Genomic DNA, 21,250 nt, shown 5'->3' with positions numbered 1-21,250 from the left:
TCGGTCGTGGCCGGAGGCCACGGAGCCGGGGTCGTTTGCTGAAGCGGCAAGATTGTTTGCCGTGGCGTGGATCGGGCGTACATCATGCGAGCAGGGCCGATGGACCGAGACGAGCGAATTCGATGGGAGAACGGCGCATGACCGAGAGCACCGCTTCGAGCAATGCCCAGGAGTTCTGGGAGGGTTTCTATCAGGATCGGGATCAGATTTGGACCGGGAATCCCAATCCACTGCTGGTGCGGGAGGTCGCGGGGCTGGATCCGGGTAGCGCGTTGGACCTCGGGTGCGGTGAAGGTGCGGACGCCGTCTGGTTGGCTGGGCGTGGCTGGCAGGTGACTGCGGTCGATGTGTCGGCGACCGCGTTGGGGCGTGCGGCGGCGCATGCGCAGGACGCGAGCGTTGCCGAGCGGATCGTGTTCGCGGAATACGATCTGGCGCAATCATTTCCGGAGGGGACCTTCGATTTGGTGTCGGCGCAGTTCTTTCATTCGCCGGTCGCGCAGGATGACGAGCGGACGAAGGTGCTGCGGCGGGCCGCGGAAGCGGTGGGGGTTGGTGGGGTGTTGTTGATCGCTGGGCATGCGGGGTGGCCGTCGTTCGTGACGGATCGGCATGACGTGCACTTTCCGACAATGGATGAGGTGCTTGCCGGACTTGCTCTTGGGGACGAGTGGCGGGTGGAGACCGCGGATGCAGTCGAACGGGAGGTGACGGGGCCGGAGGGACAGATGGGACGGCGTACCGACACGATCTTGCGGATTCGGCGGTAGGCGAGGACCCAGAAACCGGCGAGGTCCCCAGGAACCTCACAGCCAGGGCCCAGCTAGGCTCCAGCGCGGTTCGCGAGGGTGGTCACCATGACCGATTCGACGACCGCCGCGCACCGGGCGGATATGACCGAAACGGTGATCACGCCCGTGCTGGACGTCGTGATCCCCGTCTACAACGAAGAGGCCGACCTGGGCGTCTGCGTGCGGCGGCTGCACGCCTACCTGCGCGACGGGTTTCCGTTCCCGACACGGATCACCGTCGCCGATAATGCGAGCACCGATGACACCATGCAGGTCGCGCAGTTGCTCGCCGAAGAGCTCGACGATGTGCGGGTGGTGCATCTGGACGCGAAGGGCCGGGGCCGCGCACTGCGCGCGGTCTGGGAGCACTCCGACGCACAGGTCGTCGCCTATATGGATGTGGATCTGTCCACGGACCTGAATGCGTTGCTGCCCCTGGTGGCTCCGCTGATCTCGGGACATTCGGATCTGGCGATCGGCACCCGGCTCGACGCATCGTCGCGGGTGGTTCGCGGACCCAAGCGCGAGCTCATCTCGCGGTGCTACAACCTGATCCTGAAAGCCTCACTGCAGGCACGGTTTTCGGATGCGCAGTGCGGATTCAAGGCAATGCGCACCGCCGTCGCACGACAGCTGCTGCCGCTGGTGCAGGACGGTGAATGGTTCTTCGATACCGAACTCTTGGTGCTCGCCGAGCGGGCGGGCCTGCGCATCCACGAGGTGCCGGTCGACTGGATCGATGATCCGGACAGCCGCGTGGACATTGTCGATACGGCGCGCAAGGATCTGCTCGGGGTGTGGCGGCTGCTGCGCGGACTGACGACCGGTGCGCTGCCGCTGGAGGAGTTGCGTCGCGCGGTCGGACGCGAACCACTGGTTCCCGGTGTGCCATTGGGGATGGTCGGGCAGGTGGTGCGCTTCGCGATTGTCGGCGTGGTTTCCACGCTCGCTTATATGCTGCTGTACCTGGTGTTGCAGCCGACGATCGGTGCACAGATCGCGAACTTCGTCGCACTGCTCATTACCGCGATCGGCAATACTGCCGCCAACCGCGCCTTCACCTTCGGCGTGCGCGGATCGAACGGCGTTGTGTCGCACCAATTCCAAGGTCTGCTGATATTCGGCTTCGGCTTGCTGGTCACCAGCGGATCGCTGTTCGCACTGCATCGCTGGGCCCCGGACGCGGCCGTGCACCTCGAGCTGTTCGTCCTGGTAGTGGCCAATCTGATCGCAACGCTCATCCGATTCGTCGGTCTGCGTTGGGTATTCCGAAACCCCCCTGGCCTGGTCGATATCCGACCGACTTCGCCGGATGCGGTAACCCGGCCCATGCGCCAGGTGACGAATGCGGCCAGCGGCACCGACGGAGTTCGACGATGACAGCAACGCTGACGGCACCGTCGACAACTCTTCCCGAACCGCAGCCGAAACATCAGATCCGCTGGGAATACCCGGCATTGGCCGTACTCCTGATCGGCACCGGTATCGCCTACTTGTGCAACCTGAGCGTCAACGGCTATGGGAATTCCTTCTATTCCGCTGCGGTACAGGCGGGTTCGAAGTCCTGGAAGGCCTTCTTCTTCGGCTCCTCGGATGCGGCCAACTCGATCACCGTCGATAAACCACCGGCCTCGCTCTGGCTGATGGAGCTGTCGGTACGGGTATTCGGGCTGAATTCCTGGAGCATCCTGGTACCGGAGGTGCTGCTCGCGGTCGCCGCGGTGGCACTGGTGTGGGCGACGGTACGTCGGCCCTTCGGCCCGGCGGCCGGGCTCATCGCCGGACTCGCGCTCGCGGTGACTCCCGTCGCGGCGCTGATGTTCCGGTTCAACAACCCGGATGCGCTGCTGGTCTTCCTGATGGTCGCGGCGGCCTGGGCGATGACGAGGGCGGTCGAGGACGGGCGCACCCGCTGGTTGGTGCTCACCGGTGTCTTCATCGGATTCGGGTTCCTCACCAAGCAATTGCAGGTACTGCTGGTAGTGCCCGCCCTGGCACTGACCTACCTGATCGCCGGTCCGCCCGAACTCGGCAAGCGAATCCTGCAATTGCTCGCGGCGGGCGCGGCCATGATCGTCGCGGCCGGATGGTGGCTGCTCGCGGTCGAACTGTGGCCCGCATCGTCGCGGCCGTGGATCGGTGGGTCGCCACACAATTCGATCCTCGAACTCACTCTCGGCTACAACGGGCTCGGTCGGCTGAACGGCAATGAGCACGGCAGCGTCACCCCCGGCAGGGGCGATATGCCGCCCGGTGGCGGCGGCATGTGGGGCAGCACCGGGATCACCCGGATGTTCGAACCGTCGCAGGGCGGTCAGATCGCCTGGCTCATCCCGGCCGCACTGGTTGCACTGGTGGCGGGAATCCTGTTGCGCGGCAAGGCCGCTCGCACCGATGGACGGCGCGCGTCATTGATCCTGTGGGGTAGCTGGCTGCTGGTGACCGGACTGACCTTCAGCTTCATGGCCGGCATCTTCCACCAGTACTACACGGTGGCACTGGCCCCGGCGATCGCGGCATTGGTCGGTATCGGTGCGGTCCAGCTGTGGCAGGAGCGGCATCGGATGTGGGTTCGGTTGTTCGCGGCGCTCGCGGTCGGCCTGAGCACCGCAACCTCGTGGATGTTGTTGTCGCGCAGCGCGAACTTCGTGCCGTGGTTGCGCTGGGCGGTGCTGGTGGTCGGCGTGATCGCGACCATCGGGCTGCTGCTGCCCGCGCCGCGGAAGCTGGCGTTGGTCTCGGCGCTGGCCGCCGCCTTCGTCGGATTGTCCGGGCCCGTAGCGTATTGCGCCGACACCATCGCGACCTCGCATGAAGGCGCGATCCCGTCGGCGGGACCGAATGTCGGGATGTTCGGCCACCGCCCCGGCGATGGCGGCTTCGGCGGGCCAGGCGGCATGCCCGGTGGACGAAATGCCGACGGACGCAATGCGAATGGCGGACGCGGTGGCGCACCAGGCATGAACGGCACGATGGGTATGCAACCCGGTGGCGCCAACGGCCGTGCCGGCCAGGGACCCGGCGGCACCAATGACGCTGCGGGCCAGGGCGGTCCGATGATGAGCGGCCCCGCCGGTGGACTGCTCAGCGCGAGCAAGCCGAGCGACAAGGTGGTCGCACTGCTGGAGAACAACGGCACCGACTACACCTGGGTCGCCGCCGCGATCGGCTCCAACAGCGCCGCCGGATTCCAGCTGGCCACCGAACTGCCGGTCATGCCGATCGGCGGCTTCAACGGCAGCGATCCATCACCGACGCTCGATCAGTTCGAGCAGTATGTCGCCGACGGGAAGATCCACTACTTCATCGGCAGCGGCAACCGCGGCGGCGAGGACGGCGGTTTCGGTCCCGGTCGCTCCGGCACCAGCGCCGAGATCAGCAAGTGGGTCGAGGAGCATTTCACCGCAACGGAGGTCGACGGGGTCACCCTGTACGACCTGACCACCGCCCACTGATCCACTGCGGAACGTGATCCGCCCGGTGCGCGCGCACCGGGCGGATCGGTTTCGGCGGCTCGGACACCACATCGGAGTCGCCGAAGCTGAGGCTACCTCGCCGAGGGCTCGGTCGTTTCGAGCCATTCCGCGAAGGTCGGGCCCGCGAGGACCGCGTGCGGGCTGGCGAGCAGCGTGCCGTCCTCGAAGATCTCGCGGTCGGCGTTGTCCGGGTCGCTCACTTCGCGGACCTCGGCCGGAGTGCCGCTGCGAGCGGCCAGCAGCGCGGCCGCGGCCGCCATGGTCTCCGCACGTGGACCAGCGATTTCCGGGAACGGGCCGGCCGAGGACTCCGGCAGCGGGCGCACGGCGAGATCCACCAGCGCCTCCGCGACCGAACGGGCCGCAACCAGTTGGGTTTTCATATTCGCGACGTAGGACACATCCCCCTGGGTGCCCCACTGCATCATCACCTCGACCAGTTCATGGAACTGGGCGGCGCGCAGGATCTGGACCGGCAGTGGACCTTCGAGCAGCACCTTCTCATGGACGAGCTTGGCAGCGTTGTAACCGGCGACGGTGTTGTCGATGCCGATGATGGAGACCACGACCAAGCGCTCTACACCGGCCTTCTGGCCCGCCTCGTGCAGGTTATTCGCCGAAGCGGTGAAGAATTCGCTGGCGATGTCCTTGTCCGCGGACGGCGTGCTGGACGCGTCGATGACAACCTGCACTCCCTCCAACGCTTCCACCAGTCCCGCACCGGTCTCGATATCGACACCGTTGGCACGGGAGAACGCAACCACCTCGTGTCCCTGCTCGTTCAGCACATCCACCACGTGGCGGCCCAGCCGTCCGGTCGCTCCGGCAACTGCGATCTTCTTGGTATTCGACATGATTCCCGCTCCTAATTTTGCTGCGCTGTTCCGCGTTCACCGAGATGACGACGCAGGATGGACGAGTGTGACATGCCGCGGTGGACCGATCCTCGAGATCCTTTACCAACTTCCTCGAAATCCTCTTAATGCGGCATTCATCCGAACCCCTTTCGCGCGAGGCGAACTCCGGGAATGATGGTCCAGCGCATGCGGACTCCGTTCGCGCCTGCCGCCGCCATCAGGTCATGCGTCAACTCCGAGCTACCAGGACAACTGTGAGAAGTATTTCGAGATTCGCTCTAACCGTCATCGGCGCGCTGGTCGCCATCGCGCTCACCGTCGGATTCGCGTCCACCGCATCGGCCACACCGGTCGAATCACCCGAACCGGCCGCGCCGGTGACCTCGAGCGAACCGATCGCCGCGGCAGCCGAACCAACCCCGCAGGCCACCCTCATCGGCGGATGCCCCATGCCGCCCGGCGACACCATCGAGGTCAGGACGCTGGTCGGCGGCCTGCTCGGCGCCACCATCGGCGGCATCGCCGGTCTGCCCATCTTCATCGTCGGCGCGATCCCGGGACTGGTCATCGGCGGACTCCTCGGCGTCCTCGTCGGCTCCACGTCCTATGCGGTGGACGAGGGTCACCTGCAACAGCAAGGGCTGTGCTAGTCACGAAAATCGTTGCGTGGCAACGTCATGGAGCTGCATCGCGGTACCGATCGGCGATGCGGGCGGTGCGCGCGTATGTCACGGCGTCACCGCCCAGTGCCGGACATGTCGCATCGGGACCTTTGCAGTTCGGCGGCAGTTCGATCAGCCCACATCCGGGCGAACGTATCGGGCTGCCGGTGGCGCCGCCTGGGCCGATGCGTCGGACCGGGTACCACCGAGACGTTAGGCTAGCGACATGAGCGAGGCTGTCGACTGGTCATGGCTGCGTACGACGATCCCGATTGTCGACATGGCCATGTACCTCGACATGCCCGAGGACATAGCCCGCACCCTCGAGATTCGTGATGGCATGATCGTGCATTGCGAATCCCCGTCGCCGAACCACGTCGCGATCAGCGACAATATCAAGGCAGCACTGCGCGAGGCGGTATCCAAGCGTTCCCGTGACCTGCCTTGTTTGCGGGCCAGCGGTGAACTCGACATGTTGGTTTCCGAGGTTCCTTTTCATTACAAGCGGCCGGATGCGATCGTGTACCGCTGTATCGATGAGCCGCGGGGCAAGTGGAAGACGAAGCCGACAGCGTCGGACACACTGTTGGTTGTCCAGGTCGTATCCCCCAATACGGTGACGGCAGATCTGGTTGAAAAGCGTGCGGAGTACGCGCGGCTGGGCATCCCCAGCTACTGGATCGTGCGCATGGTGCAGGACGACGGGCCCGCGACATCGATCGAGATGCTGAGACTCACCACCGATGGCACCTACGTCCGGGAGAACATGTCGTTGCGGGCTCGTGGTGACGCGGTAGCGGTCGATGTCGCCGACCCACTCGACGTGGCGATCAGCTGGAATCAGCTCGATATCGGCCTGGACTGATATCGGATAGTCGCTCCCATCGGCGTTCGACAGTGACCGGTGTTCGTCGAGTGCAGGATGCCGCAACGATTTCCGTGCGCCCGAGAGTGGACGTCAGGACCGACGGATCAGCGCGGGGCGTTCAAAGCGGTGTGCAGTGTTGCCGCCCACTGCGAAACGATCTGCTTGCGGCGGGCGGAGTCATCGGTCAGCACATCGGCCAGGCCGAGCCCGCGTGCCAGATCGAGCGTGGCCTGGACGAGATGATGGGTTACCGGGTCGGTGTCGTCCACCCCGAGCGCCTCCACGGCACGCCGGTGCGAAATCCGACCGAATTTGGCTTCCAGCGGCACAATTCGCTCCCGCAGCGCCGGATCGGCCGCCGCATGCGTCCACACCTGCAACGCCGCCTTGAACAGCGGGCTGGTGTAGGACTCCACCAGCCCGGCCACCACCGCCTCGGTGCGGCCGACCCCGTCGGCCAGATCGGCCACCGCCCTTGCCTCGTGCGTGGCCTGCTGGGTGCGGGTGTCGAACATGTACTCGAGCGCGCCGGTGATCAGGTCTTCCCTGGTCGGGAAGTGATGCTGGGCCGCACCGCGTGACACCCCGGCCCGTTCCGCGACGACCGCGACCGTGGCCGCCGCCCAGCCCATTTCGGCCAGGCAGTCGATGGTCGCCTCGAGCAGGCGCTGCCGGGTGGCTCGGCTGCGGTCCTGCTTGGGTTCGTGGGGTGTCACCATGGCGCTATTCTGCCCAGCTCGGTGGACGGCGCTGCAAGAAGGCCAGCATGCCCTCGTGCACCTCAGGTGTGCCGAAAAAGCCCGCCGAGCGGGTGGCCAACTCCTCGGCGGAGCTGTCGAACTCGGCCAGGATGGCCGCGTTGACCAGTCGTTTGGCCTCGGCGAGGCCCTGTGGCGAGCCCTTGCGCAACTCCGCGCACAGCCGAGCCACCTCCGCCGCCGGATCGTCGGCGGTCACCGTGACCAGACCGATCTGCTCGGCGACGTCCGCGCCGAACTTCTCGCCGGTGAGGTAGTACCGGCTGGCCGCACGCGGGCTGAGCCGTGGCAGCAGGGTCAGCGAAATCATGAACGGCGCCAACCCGATTCGCACCTCGGTGAGGGCGAAGCTACTGCCGGGACCGGCCACCACGATGTCGCACGCCGCGACAATGCCCATACCGCCCGCGCGCACATTGCCATCGATCTGGGCAATGATCGGCTTGGGTGTTTCGACGAGTCTGCGCAGCACGCCGATCATCACGCGGGTGCGCTCATCGGCGGCGACGGCCGGATCGGCATTGCTGGCTTCACTCAGGTCGGCGCCCGCGCAGAAGGTATTGCCGGTGTGTGCGAGCACGATGCCGCGCACGGCGGGGTCGGCGGCGGCATCGTCGAGGCCCTGCAGCAACTCGGCGACCAGCCGCGAGGACAGCGCGTTGCGGTTGTGCGGGGAGTCGAGCGTGAGCGTCGCGAATCCATTGCCGACCTCGTAACGCACATATGGTGCGGTGGATGTCTCGGGCATCGAGCCTCCTGTTGTGGCATCCGAACCGATCCTTTCCTCGCCCCGGCCCGGGACGACGAAGGCCGGGTGTCAGTAGGACTTCGGCAGGCCCAGCGAGTACTGGGCGACGAAATTCAGCACCATCTCGCGGCTGACCGGGGCGATGCGACCGATGCGAGCGGCCGCGAGCATCGCGGCGAGACCGTACTCCTTGGTGAGGCCAGCACCGCCGTGCGTCTGGATCGCCTGATCGAGTGCCTTGATACTGGCCTCCGCCGCAGCGTATTTCGCCATATTCGCGGCTTCGGCGGCACCCATCTCGTCGCCCGCGTCGTACAGGGTGGCGGCCTTCTGCATCATCAGCTTGGCGAGCTCGACCTCGACCTTGACCGCCGCGAGCGGATGCGAAATGCCCTGGTGCGCACCGATCGGCGTCTTCCACACCGTGCGTTCCTTCGCGTACTCGACGGCGCGCTCGATGGCATACCGGCCCATGCCGACGGCCATGGCCGCGCCCATGATGCGCTCCGGGTTGAGGCCGGAGAACAGTTGCATCAGCGCGGCATCTTCCTTGCCCACCAGCGCGTCCGACGGCAGCCGCACGTCATCGAGGAACAGGGTGAACTGGTGATCCGGCTCGATGATGTCCATTTCCTGCGGCGTCTTGACGAAGCCGGGGGTATCGGTCGGCACGATGAACAGCGCGGGCTTGAGCTTGCCGGTCTTGTGATCCTCGGTGCGCGAGACGATCAGCACCGCCTCGGCCTGGTCTACGCCGGAAATGAAGATCTTGCGGCCGTTGAGGATCCAGTCCTCGCCGTCGCGGCGCGCGGTGGTGGTGATCTGATGTGAATTCGATCCGGCGTCCGGTTCGGTAATACCGAAGACCATCTTGCCGGTGCCGTCGGCGAGTTTGGGCAGCCACTGCTGCTTCTGCTCGTCGGTGCCGTATTTGGTGATGATGGTGCCGCAGATGGCCGGTGAGACCACCATCAACAGCAGACCCGCACCCTGTGCGGACAGCTCCTCCATGACCAGCGAGAGCTCGTACATGCCAGCACCGCCGCCGCCGTACTCCTCCGGCAGATTGACCCCGAGGAAGCCGAGTTTGCCCGCCTCATCCCATAATTCGGTGAGCGGTTCGTTCTTGCGCGCCTTCGGCAGCACGTAATCGCGGAAGTTGTACTTCGCGGCGAGCGCGGCCACCGCGGCCCGTAGCGCCTTCTGCTCGTCGGTTTCGATAAAACTCATCAGTTCTCCTGGGTTTCGCTGGGATCGACGACGGCGAGCACGGCGCCGACATCGACCTGTTGGCCGACAGTGACATTGAGGGCACTGAGCACGCCTGCGGCGGGCGCGGAGATGGTGTGCTCCATCTTCATCGCCTCCAGCCACAGAATCGGCTGGCCCTGTTCGACCGTGCTGCCGACCTCGGCGCCGATCCGAATAACGCTGCCCGGCATGGGCGCCAGCAGCGAACCGTGTGCCACCTGATCGGCGGGATCGCTGAAGCGCGGCAGCCTGCGCACCGAGACCGGTCCCAGCGGCGAATCCACGCAGACCAGATCGCCGTAGCGGGCGATGTCGAATTGCCGACGCACCAGTCCGCGTGCACCGGGAACCGCGAGCACCACACGCTCGGGCCCCGCCTCGACGAGTTCGAGGTCGTCGTGATCGTCCACGACGACACCGTCACGGGTGCAGCGGTATCCGATGTCATGTATTCCGCTGGTACGGCTTTCGTACGATTTGTGCTGCGACTGCGACGGCAGGTTTCGCCACCCCGCGGGCAATCCCGCGCCGACCCGGGCGACCTTGCGATTCGCCGCGGCATCCGCGAGTGCGGCGGCCACGATCGACAGTGACTCATCGGCCTCCGAGACCAAAGGCGCGGACAGCGCGTCCAATCCATGGGTGTCGAAGAACGCGGTATCGGTGTCCCCGGCCAGGAAGGCGGGATGGCGCAGCACTCGAACCAGCAGGTCGCGATTGGTCACCAGACCGTGAATCTTCGCCCGCTGCAACGCTGTTGCGAGTAGACGTGCCGCTTCGCCGCGCGTCTGACCGTAGGAGATGACCTTCGCGAGCATCGGGTCGTAGTGCACACCGACGACCGAGCCGTCCACCACACCGGTGTCCAGTCGCACACCCGGCCGATCGAGTACGTCGAATTCGGTGAGCACCGAGGGGATATCGAGCCGGTGCACCGTACCGCTCTGCGGCTGCCAGTCGTGCGCCGGATCCTCGGCGTAGAGCCGGACCTCGATCGAGTGCCCACGCAGCGACGGTGGCGCCGCAGGCAATTCGCCGCCCGCCGCGACCTCCAGCTGCAATCGCACCAGATCCAGTCCGGTGGTGCATTCGGTGACCGGATGTTCCACCTGCAGTCGGGTATTCATCTCCAGGAAGAAGAAGTCGCCCGCCTCGTCGGCGAGGAATTCCACGGTTCCGGCACCGGTATAGCCGATCGCACCGGCCGCGAGCGCGGCCGCCTCGAACAACCGCTCGCGCATACCATCGGTCCGCTCGACCAGCGGCGATGGCGCTTCCTCTAGCACCTTCTGATGGCGACGCTGGATCGAGCACTCACGTTCCCCGACCGCCCAGATGGTGCCGTGCGTATCGGCCATGACCTGGACCTCGATATGCCTACCGGTGGCCAGGTACCGCTCGCAGAACACCGTCGGATCACCGAATGCGGATTCGGCTTCCCGTCGCGCGGCGGCGATCTGGGGTTCCAGATCGGCGAGGTCGCGCACCACGCGCATGCCGCGACCGCCACCACCGGCGGAGGCTTTGATCAGCACTGGCAGGTGCGCCGCGGTGACCTCGGTCGGATCGAGTTCGGCGAGCACCGGGACACCCGCGGCGTCCATCATCTTCTTCGAGGCGACCTTCGAGCCCATCTGCTCGATGGCCTCCACCGGCGGTCCGATCCACACCAGTCCGGCAGCGAGTACGGCCCGTGCGAATTCGGCATTCTCGGAAAGGAATCCGTAACCCGGGTGGATCGCGTCGGCACCGGCAGCCAAGGCCGCCTCGATGATCAGCTCGCCGCGCAGATAGGTCTCCGCCGGAGAGTTTCCTGGAAGGCGTACCGCCGCATCGGCTTCCGAGACGTGCGGTGCCGCGGCGTCCGCGTCGGAATAGACCGCGACCGTGCCGAGGCCCATGCGACGGCAGGTGGCGAATACCCGGCGGGCGATCTCACCACGATTGGCGACCAGAACATTCGTTGACATCGCGGCCCTCACATCCGGAAGACGCCGAAGCCATCGGCGCCCTTGACTGGGGCATTGTGGATGGCCGACAAGGCCATTCCCAACACCGTGCGGGTATCGCGGGGATCGATCACGCCATCGTCGTAGAGCCGTCCCGACATGAACATCGGCAGCGATTCGGCCTCGATCTGCGCTTCTACCATCGCGCGCATGCCGGCATCGGCCTCCTCGTTGAACGGAATGCCCTTGGCCTCCGCGGCCGCCCGGCCCACGATCGAGATCACACCGGCCAGCTGCGCACCGCCCATAACGGCGGATTTCGCACTGGGCCAAGCGAAGACGAAGCGCGGGTCGTAGGCGCGACCGCACATGCCGTAGTGCCCGGCGCCGTAGGACGCACCCATCAGCAGCGAAATGTGCGGCACCTTCGAATTCGAGACCGCGTTGATCATCATCGCGCCGTGCTTGATGATGCCCTTCTGCTCGAACTCCTTACCGACCATATAGCCGGTGGTGTTGTGCAGGAACAACAGTGGCGTATTCGACTGGTTGGCCAGTTGAATGAACTGGGTCGCCTTCTGCGACTCCTCCGAGAACAGCACGCCACGCGCATTGGCGAGAATGCCGACCGGATAGCCGTGCAGCTCGGCCCATCCGGTGACCAGACTGCCGCCGTAGAGCGGTTTGAACTCGTCGAAATCGGATCCGTCGACGACGCGGGCGATCACCTCGCGCGGGTCGAACGGGATCTTCAGATCGGACGGGACGATGCCGAGCAGCTCTTGCTGGTCGTACCGCGGCTCGATCACCTCGGCGCGGGGCGCGGGCCCCTGCTTCTTCCAGTTCAGCCGCTTGATGATGGATCGGCCGATGCGGATCGCGTCCTGCTCGTCGACCGCCAGATAGTCGGCCAGACCCGAGACGCGCGCGTGCATATCCGCGCCGCCGAGCGATTCGTCATCGGACTCCTCGCCGGTGGCCATCTTGACCAGCGGCGGTCCGCCGAGGAATACCTTGGAGCGCTCCTTGATCATCACCGTGTAGTCGGACATACCGGGGATGTACGCGCCACCGGCGGTGGAGTTGCCGAAAACCAGAGCGATGGTGGGGATTCCGGCCGCGGATGCCCGGGTGAGGTCCCGGAACATCTGCCCGCCGGGCACGAAGACTTCCTTCTGTGTCGGCAGATCCGCGCCGCCGGATTCGACGAGGCCGATCACCGGTAGTCGGTTCTGCATGACGATGTCGTTCATGCGCAGGTTCTTGCGCAGTGTCCACGGATTCGAGGTACCACCGCGCACGGTCGGATCCGGTGCGACGATCATGCATTCGACGCCCTCGACGATGCCGATCCCGCACACCACGCTGGCACCGACGTGGAAGTCGCTGCCCCACGCGGCAAGTGGGCACAGCTCCAGGAACGGCGAATCCTCATCGATGAGCAATTCGATGCGTTCGCGCGCGGTCAGCTTGCCACGCTTACGATGCCGGGCCAGCTTATCCGGGCCGCCACCGGCGATGGCCCTGGCGAATTCGGCCTCGACCTCGGTGAGTTTGGTGGTCATGGCCTCGGCCGCCGCCGCGTACTCCGGCGATGCGGTATCGAGGGTGGTTCGTATTGTCGTCAAGACTGGTACCCCAATCGTTTCGCGGCGAGCCCGGTCAGGATTTCCGTGGTGCCACCGCCGATTCCGAGAATGCGGATATCGCGATACTGCCGCTCGACCTCGGATTCGCACATATAGCCCAGGCCGCCGAACAGCTGCACGGCCTGGTTGGCCACCCATTCGCCCGCCTCGACGGCGGTGTTCTTGGCGAAGCACACCTCCGCGATCAGGTCGGTCTCGCCATCCGCGCTGCGCTGCACCACATCTCGGGTGTAGACGCGGGCCACGTCGATGCGGCGGGCCATGTCGGTCACCGTATTCTGCACGGCCTGCCTGCTGATCAGCGGGCGGCCGAAGGTCTCTCGGTTGCGCACCCACTCCAGAGTCAGGTCCAGGCAGCGCTGCGCTTGCGAATACGCCTGCACCGCGAGGCCGACGCGCTCACTGACAAAGGCACCGGCGATCTGATAAAAGCCGGAATTCTCGGGTCCGACCAGATTCTCCACCGGCACCCGAACATCCACATAGGACAGTTCGGCGGTATCGGAGGCGCGCCAGCCCATCTTGTCGAGCTTGCGGCTGACGGTGAATCCCGGCGTGCCCTTCTCCACCACCAGCAGCGAAATCCCGCCGGATCCGGGACCACCCGTGCGCACCGCGGTCACCACGAAATCGGCCCGCACCCCCGAGGTGATGTAGGTCTTGGCGCCATTGACGATGTAGTGGGCGCCGTCGCGGCGCGCGGTGGTGGTGAGATGGCCGACATCGGAGCCACCACCCGGTTCGGTAATGGCGAGCGAACCGATCTTCTCCCCGGCCAGGGTCGGGCGTGCGAAGCGGTCGATCAGGTCTTCATTGCCCGATGCGATGATGTGCGGCACCGCGATGCCGCAGGTGAACAGGGATGCGAACAGACCGCCGGAACAACCGGACTGGTGCAGCTCCTCGCATACGATCATGGCGTCGATGCCGTCACCGCCGGAACCGCCTGCGGATTCCGGGAATTGGATGCCGAGGAGTCCGAGTGCGCCCGCCTTCTTGTGCAGTTCGCGCGGGATCTCGCCGTCGCGCTCCCAATCGTCGAGATACGGGAGAACTTCCCGTTCGGCGAAACCTCTTACGGTGGTACGCAATTCGCGCCGCTCGGGCGTATTCCACGGATTCCCGCCCGTCGGCCGACCGCCACCTCCGGTCGAATCGCTTCGCGGTACTGAACTCATAACAACTCCAATGGGATATCGATATGACGCGAGCGCAGCCATTCGCCGAGCCCCTTGGCCTGCGGATCGAAGCGGGCCTGATAGGCCACCCCCTGTCCGAGCAGACCTTCGATAATGAAGTTCACGGCACGCAGATTCGGCAGCACATGCCGGGTGACGGTCAGCGCAGCGGCCTCGGGCAGCAATTGCTTGATCGCCTCGACCGTCAGCGTATGCGCCAGCCAGCGCCACTGTTCATCGGTGCGCACCCACACGCCGATATTGGCATTGCCGCCCTTATCGCCGCTGCGTGCCAGTGCGACCGTACCGAGCGGCGCACGACGAGTTCCGCTGGCGGGCAAGGGGTCCGGCAGCTCAGGTTCGGCGACCTCGGCCAATTCCCGGGTGTCCGAAGCCGGCTCGACAGCAACGCGGGTGCCCTGCGGCAGCACCGCCGCATGCGGCACCTCGGTGGCATCGACGAATCCCGGTGTGTACACACCGTACGGCGATCCGTTGCCGGGCAGGCTGGTGAAGCTGGCCCCCGGATAGCTGGCCAACGCCAGCTCTACCGCGACATTGGAGAAGCTACGACCGACCTTGTTCGGATCCGGATCGCGAACCACGCAGCGCAGCAGGGCACTCGCCTGCTCCTCGGTTTCGGCGTCCGGCCGGTCGAGCCGCGCCAGCGTCCAGGTCAGCTCCGCGGGTCGCACGGGCAGCCAGGACTCCAGTTGTCGTTGTGCGAGTGCGGCTTTCGCCTCGATATCGAGTCCGGTGAGGATGAACTCCATTTCGTTGCGGAAGCCGCCGAGGGTGTTGAGGGAAACCTTCAGCTGCGGCGGCGGCGCTTCGCCGGTCACACCGCTGATCAACACTCGATCGGGGCCGTCCTGACTCAGCTCGATGCTGTCCAGTCGTGCGGTGACATCAGGACCTGCGTAACGCGCACTCTGGATCTCGTACATCAGCTGTGCCGCAACGGTATCCACCGTGACCGCACCGCCGGTGCCGTGATGTTTGGTGATGACACTGCTGCCGTCCCTGCGCACTTCGGCGATCGGGAAGCCGGGGCGGCCCAGATCGGCCAGTTCGGTGAAGAACGCGAAGTTGCCGCCGGTGGCCTGGGTGCCGCATTCGATGACATGCCCCGCCACGACCGCACCGGCCAGTTGGTCGTAATCGGTTCGCCCCCAACCGAAATGGGCGGCGGCGGGGCCGACGATCACCGAGGCGTCGGTGACGCGTCCGGTGACCACGATATCCGCGCCCGCATTCAAGCATTCGACGATGCCCCAGGCACCGAGATAGGCATTGGCCGTCAGCGGCGCACCGAGGCCGAGTTCGCCGGCCCGGCTGAGCAGGTCGTCTCCCTCGACGTGCGCGACCTTGGCGTCCAGTCCGAGATCCGCGGCGACCTTGCGCAGCTGCTGCGCCAACCCGGCCGGATTGAGCCCACCCGCATTGGTCACGATCTGCACATTGCGTTCCAGCGCCAGCCCGAGGCAGTCCTCGATCTGCCGGACGAAGGTCTTGGCGTAACCGAGGCTCGGATCCTTCATCCGGTCGCGGCCGAGGATCAGCATGGTCAACTCGGCGAGATAGTCCCCGGTGAGCACGTCGAGCTGCCCACCATCGAGCATCTCGCGCATGGCGCTGAGCCGATCACCATAGAACCCGGAACAGTTGCCGATTCGGATCAGCTCCGGATCGGCGGCCAGCATACTCATCAGCTGGAAGGCCCTCCTGTGCGGCGAACCGTGCCGGCGCCGCCGCCTTGCGCCACCGGTGAAGTCCGCATTCGGGTCCAGCATCACACCCGATCCAGAAAAAAGCAAGCATGCGTGCTTGTTAATTGCGAACACTCAACACGACACTCCGCCGCGAACCCGCCGCGCCGCAGGCGCGGCCAATGTCACAGAATGGCAGGGTGCCCTCTGTCATCCTGTTCGCCCTGGCCGGATTCCTCCTCGGCGGCGCCTACTCCACCTGGAACACCACCCGGCCACTCGCCATCACCCTGGCGGTGCTGGGCGTCCTCGCGGCCGCGGGCGCGGCCCTGTGGTTGCTGTAGATCAGTTCGCCGACAGGCGGAAGATGCGTAGATCCTCCGGCACGCCGCTCAACGGTGCGGCGAAGAAGCTGCGCCGGTACGGCTTGACGGAGAACCCGAGTTCCGCGAGCGTCTCCGGCGCCACCGACTGCAGTGTCACCTCCGACAGCATGGTGTTGCCGTTGCCTGCGGCCTCCATCACCCGTGCGGCGATCGTGACGTCGACCCCGAGCCAGTCGCCGCCGATCTCGCGCGGCGAGCCGGTGTGCAGGCCGATCCGCATCTGCGGCCGATAACCGCGCACATCGACCTCGGCCAGATTGCGTTTGGCCTGTACGGCGGCGCGCAGCGCGCAATCGGCCGAGGTGAATACGGCCATCACACCATCGCCCATGCGCTTGACCACATGACCGCCGCGATCGACGATCGGCGGTTCGATGGCCTTGGCTACCACCCGCAAGAGTTCGAGAGTCGCCTCATCGCCCGCCGAGAGCGACCAACTAGAGAAAGCCACCAGGTCGGTGAACATCACAGTTATTTCTTCGCTACCACGACCGCGGCCAACACGCTCCAGCACGGCCTGCCAGACCTGCAGTGCGCCGAAGCCGATTTCCCGGGCCGCGCTAGGGTTGTCCCCGACCAACTTGTCCGCGGCGCGCGCGACCGCGCGGGCACCGCCGGGACCCGAAACCGACAGCGGGTCACCGAAAGACGGGTCACCGGGCAGCTGCTCACGCGCCTTGCGCAGGGCACCGATGAAGTCCGGCCGCTGGTTGGCGGCGTTCATCAGTGCGGAGAGCTGCCCGCGACGAAATCCCGCACCGGCACGACGCGGCGCACCGTCCTCGTCGGCGGGCACCAAGGGTATGGATACCTCGGGCGGAACGCCCCCGTTGTCCTCCGGCTCCGACGCGGGCTCAGCACCGCCGGAAGGTGTTTCGGTCACGCCCCGAGCGTATCTCAGCCGACCAACCGTCGGCGGGTTACTTATTGCCGCCATCTGCCACCCCTCGATCGGACTCAGCGGGCACTACGGCGGGTCCGCGATGGATAACTCATTGGTTGCTGACTCGAGCCTAGCGAGCGCTGATTCCGGATGGAAGCGACGCAGATCATAGTTTCCGGGATATTCACATGAGCGCCCGGATTGTCGCGAAAATTCGCATCGACCCAAAAATACCAATCGACCCGGTGTGGAAGGAGATTCACACACCGGGCCGATTGGCGCACCGTCCGCCGGGCAGTGGCAGATGGTGCACGGGGCGCACGGACCTCCCGACAAGGTCGGCGCCCATCACCCGAGTGGCGAGGGAGGGCAACTCGGGTAGCTCGTATCAGGCGTCGCGCTGGTTGACCACGAATAGCGCGGCGCCGAAGACGATCGCGACGAAGGCGGCGAAGTAGAGCAGGCTGCCCCACGGTCCCCAGTGCCAGTTCGCCGTCGATTCGGTGGCACTGTAGAAGTGGCTCGCATTCGCGAAGGGCAGGAACGGCTGCACATTGCGCCCGAAGCTGCCGAAGGCGCCCAGTAGCGGCTCGATCAGCAAGGGCCACAACACGATCAGCGAAATCGCGGCGGCCGATTGCCGAACCAGCACACCGATACCGACCGCGAGGATCACGCTGAGCAAGGCGTAGATGGGAATGCCGTAGATCTCGCGCCAGGCATCACTACCGGAGAGCGTCAAATTGGTGCCCGCATCGCCGCCGACCGCCTTGGCGATCGCGAAGGCGGCGAAGGCGAGCACGATGGTGAGCACCGCGCCGTACACCCCGACCAGACCCGCCTTCGTCGCGATCACCTTCGCGCGGTGCGGCGTTGCCTGGAATGTGGTTCGGATGATGCCGAAGCGGTATTCGCTGGTCACGGTCAAGGTCGCCATGATCATCAGGACCATCACGCCGAATCCGCTGATCCCGCCGACCGCCGTGGCGACGGTCAGGTCGAGTGCGTTCTCCTTGCCCGACGACGAGCGGGCCACTGCCGCGAACAGCGCGGCCAAGCCCAGGGCGAGCACCACCACGATGGCCGAGCACCACCAGGGCGATCTGGTCGAGGTGAGCTTGATTCGTTCCGCTGCCAGCACGCCCATCAGAGCGCACCTCCCATCACCTGGTCGAAACCTTCACCGTGGTACTGCACCGCACCACCGGTCATCCGCATGAAGGCCTCCTCCAGCGAGGCCCGCTGCGGCGCCAGCTCGAACAGGGTGATCTCGTTCGCGCCCGCGAGTTTGCCGACCACGTCGCTGGTCACCCCGGCGACGACCAGTGCGGCGCCATCCTGGGCAGCCCCGTCTTCGCGGACGGTCAGACCGTTGGAGGTGAGCAGGCTACGCAACTGCTCGAGCTGCGGACTGCGCACGCGCACCGACTGTTCCGAGGCGCGCTCGATGAATTCCTGTGTGGTCGAATCGGAGATCAGCTGACCGCGTCCGATCACCACCAAATGCTCTGCGGTCTGGGCCATTTCGGAGAGCAGATGGCTGGATACCAGCACCGTCCTGCCCTCGGCTGCGAGCCGCTGCATGAAACGGCGGATCCAGAGAATGCCCTCGGGGTCGAGACCGTTCACCGGCTCGTCGAACAACAGCACCGGCGGATCGCCGAGCAGCGCACCGGCCAGGCCGAGCCGCTGCGACATGCCGAGGGAGAAGCCGCCCGCGTTCTTGCCCGCCACCTCGGAGAGGCCGACCAGCCGCAGCACCTCGTCGACGCGAGATGCAGCAATGCCGTTGGAGGCGGCCATCCACTGCAGATGCGCGCGGGCCGAACGATTCGGATGCACCCATTTGGCATCCAGCAGCGCACCGACCGCGCGCAGCGGATGGTCGAGCTCGTGGTAGGGCTTGCCCTGGATCAATGCGGTGCCCGCGGTGGGCTTGTCCAGGCCGAGGATCATCCGCATCGTGGTGGATTTACCGGCGCCGTTCGGCCCAAGAAACCCCGTCACCTGTCCGGGTCGAACAGTGAAGGAGAGATCTTGAACCGCGACGGTCTGCCCGTAATGCTTGGTCAGGCCTCTCAGCTCGATCATGGTGACCAGCTTTCCTCATCACGCGGGAACGCGCGTCATTAAAATGGTGCCTAGTTCAATCATCCTCGAGGATGACGAGGATCGCCTCGGCCCCCGAGCCGCATCAGGGAATCCCCCTGACCGATGGCCCCGTTAACGAGCCGCGCGCGGCAGGTCTGCGAGCGGCCCGTCATTGGACGCGAGGGACCAGGGGCTATTCGTCGTCATCGCGGTCATGGGTCGGCCAGCACACCGCGCCGATAAGCACCGCCAGCGGCAACCCGGCCGCGACCGCCAACTCGAAGACAACCGTCGCGCTCATCGCAGCGGCTCGGAAGGTGCGACCGCCGCCCAACGATGGAACGACAGTCGTGGCAGCACGATCTCCACATCGGCCACGCTCATGATCGCATTCACCGCCAGCACATTCAGGTGCTCGAGCGACGGCGCGATCACCGCATCGACATCAGCGCGGCGCACCTGGTCGACCAGCGGCAGCGGCGACAACTCCGGCGGCCAGATCAGCGCGTACCCGAGCCGCTGCGCCAGCCGCCGCACCTGTGCCACATCCCAGTCCGACGCCGCGCTGATACCGATATCGACCCATCCCAACGCAGTCGGCTCGTCTCGCATCGCATGTACCCCCTCGTTCGACATGGTGGGCACCCGCCGCCGAGGACCTGAAAGCATCGACCCAGCGGCGCGTGCTACCTCGAGCGTCACACTGGGGACCTACAGCACTCAATGGCACTTTGACGAACGACGTCGCGGAAGTGCCACAGCGAGGTCACGCGCCCAGAAACAGGGCAACTCGAAAGAGACTGGTGCGCTTAGTATTCCAGGCGGACCAGATCGGCCAGCTCGCGCATTTCGTTAGTGAGGGTGCGCCGCCGGGCGATGATCCTGCCGACCAGATCCCGAGCCATCGTCTGCTCGATCAACCACGGCCGGGCGTCGCGAGACAAGCGGAACAGGGTGTCGAACGCCGCATCGTAGCGGCGAAGCTCGATTTGTGCGTGAGCGACATCCAGCAGATGCCGGTTTCGGTTGTCCGACGTCGACCGCAGGCCCGCCGGTACGTTGCGGGCAAGTCGGAGCGCCAAGTCCGGCCGATCGTCCACGACCGCGTTCTCCACCCGCTTCATCGCGACCGTCGCCGCGTCGAAAGTTGTCCAATATTGGTGGTAGCCGCCCGGTTGGGGGCGGACCGCGACGGCTCCGGCCTGGGCGAGACGCATCATGTCGTCGGCCTCGTCGGACCGGTTGTCCCTGATGGCCGCGGCGGACGCCCGCAACAGCAACCAACCCCACGTCGAGATCTCCTGTGTGGTGGCCACCGACAGTCGCGGCTCAACGCGATCGGCCCATTGCGTGGCCAGCTTGCGAACCTTTTCGAACTGCCGCTCGACCAGCAACAGCCAGCACAGGGTCACAACCGCCGACGCCGCGTCGAGCACATTGCCGGTTGCCTCGGCTTCGGCCAAGGAACGCTCGAGCGCCACACGTGCTGGCTGCAGTTGGCGGGTCTGGACCAGCACCGAACCCGAAAGTTGCAGAATCCTCGACCGTATGAGGGGAGACCCGGCGTAGCCATCCTCGATCAGCCGAGGCAACACGGCGGCGAGCCGCTCGTACTCGTTGTCGTGGTACAGCCGCACGGCCCCGGCGAGGGCTTCCTCCATCGCACGGTCGGCTACAGACCCACCGTCGTGCACATGGCTCGGCGACAGGATGGCCGTACGGGTCGGCAGCCACAGCTCGCCGTCGCGACTCTCTGGTGCCCCTGGGTTCGGGCCGAGCAACACCGACAGCGGGCACTCCAGCGCGACGGCCATCCGGCGAAGGGTCTCGATCCGGGTGTCGTCGCGCTCACCCTGCTCGATCTTGCGGACCAGCGACACCGAAACGCTCGAAGCCTGTGCAAGCTCCCGCTGCGTCAGTCCGCGCCGCTTCCGAACCGATTGCAGGCGTTCGCCGAGATCCGCCATGATCCGAGATTACGGGCATGTCGATCC

Annotated in this window: 19 protein-coding genes; 6 read left to right on the top strand and 13 right to left on the bottom strand. The window is 65.8% G+C overall.

Annotated elements, in window-relative coordinates; genetic code table 11:
• Positions 1 to 137 precede the first annotated feature (137 nt).
• From ACQP1G_RS03390 to ACQP1G_RS03380, 3 genes are all read left to right on the top strand, one after another.
• Entirely contained in the window at positions 138 to 770 is a 633-nt protein-coding gene (locus ACQP1G_RS03390; protein WP_433198233.1) for a class I SAM-dependent methyltransferase, read from the top strand.
• Positions 771 to 857: 87 nt separating this feature from the next.
• Positions 858 to 2,171, top strand: coding sequence for a glycosyltransferase (locus ACQP1G_RS03385; RefSeq protein WP_433198231.1), 1,314 nt, complete (start codon positions 858 to 860; stop codon positions 2,169 to 2,171).
• The gene (locus tag ACQP1G_RS03380; RefSeq protein WP_433198229.1) at positions 2,168 to 4,246 is read left to right on the top strand and encodes a glycosyltransferase family 39 protein; all 2,079 of its coding nucleotides are present in this window, start codon (positions 2,168 to 2,170) and stop codon (positions 4,244 to 4,246) included. Before ACQP1G_RS03385 ends, ACQP1G_RS03380 begins: the two co-directional genes overlap by 4 nt.
• 92 nt (positions 4,247 to 4,338) lie before the next feature.
• Here ACQP1G_RS03380 and ACQP1G_RS03375 read toward each other — a convergent pair whose 3' ends face one another.
• A complete protein-coding gene (locus ACQP1G_RS03375; protein ID WP_433198227.1) occupies positions 4,339 to 5,121 on the bottom strand; it encodes an SDR family oxidoreductase in 783 nt (260 codons plus the stop codon).
• Positions 5,122 to 5,378: 257 nt separating this feature from the next.
• Between ACQP1G_RS03375 and ACQP1G_RS03370 the strand changes: the two genes are divergently transcribed.
• Positions 5,379 to 5,774: a hypothetical protein gene (locus tag ACQP1G_RS03370; protein ID WP_433198225.1), complete on the top strand. Its 396-nt coding sequence runs from the start codon at positions 5,379 to 5,381 to the stop codon at positions 5,772 to 5,774.
• Between the two features lie 238 nt (positions 5,775 to 6,012).
• Positions 6,013 to 6,651, top strand: a complete 639-nt coding sequence (locus ACQP1G_RS03365; protein ID WP_433198223.1) for a Uma2 family endonuclease — start codon at positions 6,013 to 6,015, stop codon at positions 6,649 to 6,651.
• Between the two features lie 107 nt (positions 6,652 to 6,758).
• Here ACQP1G_RS03365 and ACQP1G_RS03360 read toward each other — a convergent pair whose 3' ends face one another.
• From ACQP1G_RS03360 to ACQP1G_RS03330, 7 genes are all read right to left on the bottom strand, one after another.
• The gene (locus ACQP1G_RS03360; protein ID WP_433198221.1) at positions 6,759 to 7,373 is read right to left on the bottom strand and encodes a TetR/AcrR family transcriptional regulator; all 615 of its coding nucleotides are present in this window, start codon (positions 7,371 to 7,373) and stop codon (positions 6,759 to 6,761) included.
• A gap of 4 nt (positions 7,374 to 7,377) precedes the next feature.
• A complete protein-coding gene (locus ACQP1G_RS03355) occupies positions 7,378 to 8,160 on the bottom strand; it encodes an enoyl-CoA hydratase family protein (RefSeq protein ID WP_433198219.1) in 783 nt (260 codons plus the stop codon).
• Positions 8,161 to 8,229: 69 nt separating this feature from the next.
• Positions 8,230 to 9,390 carry an acyl-CoA dehydrogenase family protein gene (locus ACQP1G_RS03350; protein ID WP_433198217.1) on the bottom strand — a complete coding sequence of 387 codons (1,161 nt, stop codon included), beginning with the start codon at positions 9,388 to 9,390 and terminating at the stop codon, positions 8,230 to 8,232.
• Complete coding sequence (locus tag ACQP1G_RS03345) at positions 9,390 to 11,381, bottom strand: acetyl/propionyl/methylcrotonyl-CoA carboxylase subunit alpha (protein ID WP_433198215.1); 1,992 nt, start codon at positions 11,379 to 11,381, stop codon at positions 9,390 to 9,392. The genes ACQP1G_RS03350 and ACQP1G_RS03345 overlap by 1 nt, the downstream gene beginning before the upstream one ends.
• A gap of 8 nt (positions 11,382 to 11,389) precedes the next feature.
• Positions 11,390 to 12,988 carry an acyl-CoA carboxylase subunit beta gene (locus tag ACQP1G_RS03340; protein WP_433198213.1) on the bottom strand — a complete coding sequence of 533 codons (1,599 nt, stop codon included), beginning with the start codon at positions 12,986 to 12,988 and terminating at the stop codon, positions 11,390 to 11,392.
• Complete coding sequence (locus ACQP1G_RS03335; protein WP_433198211.1) at positions 12,985 to 14,187, bottom strand: acyl-CoA dehydrogenase family protein; 1,203 nt, start codon at positions 14,185 to 14,187, stop codon at positions 12,985 to 12,987. The genes ACQP1G_RS03340 and ACQP1G_RS03335 overlap by 4 nt, the downstream gene beginning before the upstream one ends.
• Complete coding sequence (locus ACQP1G_RS03330) at positions 14,184 to 15,896, bottom strand: acyclic terpene utilization AtuA family protein (RefSeq protein ID WP_433198209.1); 1,713 nt, start codon at positions 15,894 to 15,896, stop codon at positions 14,184 to 14,186. Before ACQP1G_RS03330 ends, ACQP1G_RS03335 begins: the two co-directional genes overlap by 4 nt.
• Before the next feature lie 200 nt (positions 15,897 to 16,096).
• On the opposite strand from ACQP1G_RS03330, the gene ACQP1G_RS03325 reads away from it, so the two are divergent.
• Positions 16,097 to 16,240 (top strand): hypothetical protein, encoded by a 144-nt coding sequence (locus ACQP1G_RS03325; protein WP_433198207.1) that lies wholly within the window; start codon positions 16,097 to 16,099, stop codon positions 16,238 to 16,240.
• Between the two features lies 1 nt (position 16,241).
• Here the strand turns inward: ACQP1G_RS03325 and ACQP1G_RS03320 are convergent, their stop codons facing one another.
• From ACQP1G_RS03320 to ACQP1G_RS03300, 5 genes are all read right to left on the bottom strand, one after another.
• Positions 16,242 to 17,165, bottom strand: a complete 924-nt coding sequence (locus tag ACQP1G_RS03320; RefSeq protein ID WP_433198205.1) for an adenylate/guanylate cyclase domain-containing protein — start codon at positions 17,163 to 17,165, stop codon at positions 16,242 to 16,244.
• Between the two features lie 388 nt (positions 17,166 to 17,553).
• Complete coding sequence (locus tag ACQP1G_RS03315; protein WP_433198204.1) at positions 17,554 to 18,312, bottom strand: ABC transporter permease; 759 nt, start codon at positions 18,310 to 18,312, stop codon at positions 17,554 to 17,556.
• Positions 18,312 to 19,256, bottom strand: a complete 945-nt coding sequence (locus ACQP1G_RS03310) for an ABC transporter ATP-binding protein (protein WP_433198203.1) — start codon at positions 19,254 to 19,256, stop codon at positions 18,312 to 18,314. Before ACQP1G_RS03310 ends, ACQP1G_RS03315 begins: the two co-directional genes overlap by 1 nt.
• 297 nt (positions 19,257 to 19,553) lie before the next feature.
• Entirely contained in the window at positions 19,554 to 19,892 is a 339-nt protein-coding gene (locus ACQP1G_RS03305) for a hypothetical protein (protein WP_433198202.1), read from the bottom strand.
• Between the two features lie 173 nt (positions 19,893 to 20,065).
• The gene (locus ACQP1G_RS03300; protein ID WP_433198200.1) at positions 20,066 to 21,223 is read right to left on the bottom strand and encodes a helix-turn-helix domain-containing protein; all 1,158 of its coding nucleotides are present in this window, start codon (positions 21,221 to 21,223) and stop codon (positions 20,066 to 20,068) included.
• Positions 21,224 to 21,250: the final 27 nt, after the last annotated feature.

Origin of the sequence: Nocardia sp. CA-107356 (assembly GCF_050946365.1) — a bacterium.
In the GTDB taxonomy this organism is placed as follows: domain Bacteria; phylum Actinomycetota; class Actinomycetes; order Mycobacteriales; family Mycobacteriaceae; genus Nocardia.
The sequence above is the reverse complement of the archived record's forward strand: the minus strand, read 5'-3'. Positions and strand labels throughout refer to the sequence as shown.